Annotated in this window: 2 rRNA genes; both read right to left on the bottom strand. The window is 55.6% G+C overall.

Annotated features, from left to right (window positions below):
* Nucleotides 1–7 precede the first annotated feature (7 nt).
* Nucleotides 8–124, bottom strand: a 5S ribosomal RNA gene (rrf, locus tag AB0H76_RS39120).
* 105 nt (nt 125–229) lie between these two features.
* Nucleotides 230–2610: ribosomal RNA gene (locus tag AB0H76_RS39115) — 23S ribosomal RNA — on the bottom strand; the annotation flags it as partial.

The following is a 2610-nucleotide window of genomic DNA, read 5'->3' as shown; positions in this document are numbered from 1 at the left end:
AAGGATGTTCCGGCGGTGTCCTACTCTCCCACACCCTGTCGAGTGCAGTACCATCGGCGCAGGTGGCCTTAGCTTCCGGGTTCGGAATGGGACCGGGCGTTTCCCCACCGCTATAGCCGCCGTAACACTATGAAACTAGACACAGAGAGCCAAAACCCAGACGGGTTCTGTCTACTCAAAGTATCTGTGTGTTGTTTCAGATACCGCACAGTGGACGCGTAGCCTCTTCGTTAATAAGCCCTCGGCCTATTAGTACCAGTCACCTACACCCGTTACCGGGCTTCCAGTTCTGGCCTATCAACCCCATGGTCTGTAGGGGGCCTTAACCCATCAAGTGGGAGAGAAACCTCATCTTGGAACAGGCTTCCCGCTTAGATGCTTTCAGCGGTTATCCCTTCCGAACGTAGCTAACCAGCAGTGCCCTTGGCAGAACAACTGGCACACCAGAGGTTCGTCCGTCCCGGTCCTCTCGTACTAGGGACAGCCTTCCTCAAGTTTCTTAACGCGCGCGGCGGATAGAGACCGAACTGTCTCACGACGTTCTAAACCCAGCTCGCGTGCCGCTTTAATGGGCGAACAGCCCAACCCTTGGGACCTACTCCAGCCCCAGGATGCGACGAGCCGACATCGAGGTGCCAAACCATCCCGTCGATATGGACTCTTGGGGAAGATCAGCCTGTTATCCCCGGGGTACCTTTTATCCGTTGAGCGACACCGCTTCCACTTGCCGGTGCCGGATCACTAGTCCCGACTTTCGTCCCTGCTCGAGCTGTCGCTCTCACAGTCAAGCTCCCTTGTGCACTTGCACTCGACACCTGATTGCCAACCAGGCTGAGGGAACCTTTGGGCGCCTCCGTTACATTTTAGGAGGCAACCGCCCCAGTTAAACTACCCACCAGGCACTGTCCCTGAACCAGATCATGGTCCGAGGTTAGAAGTCCAATACGATCAGAGTGGTATTTCAACGACGACTCCCCAGAAACTGGCGTCCCTGGATCAAAGTCTCCCACCTATCCTACACAAACCGTACCGAACACCAATACCAAGCTATAGTGAAGGTCCCGGGGTCTTTTCGTCCTGCCGCGCGTAACGAGCATCTTTACTCGTAATGCAATTTCGCCGAGTCTGTGGTTGAGACAGCAGAGAAGTCGTTACGCCATTCGTGCAGGTCGGAACTTACCCGACAAGGAATTTCGCTACCTTAGGATGGTTATAGTTACCACCGCCGTTTACCGGGGCTTAAATTCTCAGCTTCGCCCTTACAGGCTAACCGGTCCTCTTAACCTTCCGGCACCGGGCAGGCGTCAGTCCGTATACATCGTCTTACGACTTCGCACGGACCTGTGTTTTTAGTAAACAGTCGCTTCTCTCTGGTCTCTGCGACCCCACCCAGCTCAGGAAGTAAATTCCGTCACCAGGCGTGGTCCCCCTTCTCCCGAAGTTACGGGGGCATTTTGCCGAGTTCCTTAACCACAGTTCTCTCGATCGCCTTAGTATTCTCTACCTGACCACCTGTGTCGGTTTGGGGTACGGGCCGTGTACCAACTCACTAGAGGCTTTTCTCGGCAGCATAGGATCACTGAATTCGCCTCAATCGGCTACGCATCACCTCTCAGGCTTAATGCTGTGCGGATTTGCCTACACAACGCCCTACAGGCTTACACCAGTACAACCACTGACTGGCCCAGCTACCTTCCTGCGTCACCCCATCGCTTACCTACTACAGCCGGGGTCCCATGCAGCCGTCATCCCTCTCACCCGAAGGCTCGATAAGACAACATTTGGATAGTTAGCACAACTGATTCGATATTTGGCGCGGATACACGGGTACGGGAATATCAACCCGTTGTCCATCGACTACGCCTGTCGGCCTCGCCTTAGGTCCCGACTCACCCTGGGCGGATTAACCTGGCCCAGGAACCCTTGGTCATTCGGCGGACGAGTTTCTCACTCGTCTTTCGCTACTCATGCCTGCATTCTCACTCGCATGGCCTCCACGGCTGGATCACTCCGCCGCTTCCATGGCCATACGACGCTCCCCTACCCATCCACACCGCTGCACCATCTCCCGTAGAAAATGGCGGACGTATTGTGTGAATGCCGCGGCTTCGGCGGTGTACTTGAGCCCCGCTACATTGTCGGCGCAGGATCACTTGACCAGTGAGCTATTACGCACTCTTTCAAGGGTGGCTGCTTCTAAGCCAACCTCCTGGTTGTCTTCGCGACCCCACATCCTTTTCCACTTAGTACACGCTTAGGGGCCTTAGCCGGCGATCTGGGCTGTTTCCCTCTCGACTACGAAGCTTATCCCCCGCAGTCTCACTGCCGCGCTCTCACACACCGGCATTCGGAGTTTGGCTGATTTCGGTAAGCTTGTAGGCCCCCTAGACCATCCAGTAGCTCTACCTCCGGTGTGAAACACGCGACGCTGCACCTAAATGCATTTCGGGGAGAACCAGCTATCACGGAGTTTGATTGGCCTTTCACCCCTACCCACAGCTCATCCCCTCAGTTTTCAACCTAAGTGGGTTCGGGCCTCCACGACGTCTTACCGTCGCTTCACCCTGGCCATGGGTAGATCACTCCGCTTCGGGTCTAGAACATGCGACT

The organism is Nocardia sp. NPDC050712 (assembly GCF_040654295.1).
Classification (GTDB): Bacteria; Actinomycetota; Actinomycetes; order Mycobacteriales; family Mycobacteriaceae; genus Nocardia.
The sequence above is the reverse complement of the archived record's forward strand: the minus strand, read 5'-3'. Positions and strand labels throughout refer to the sequence as shown.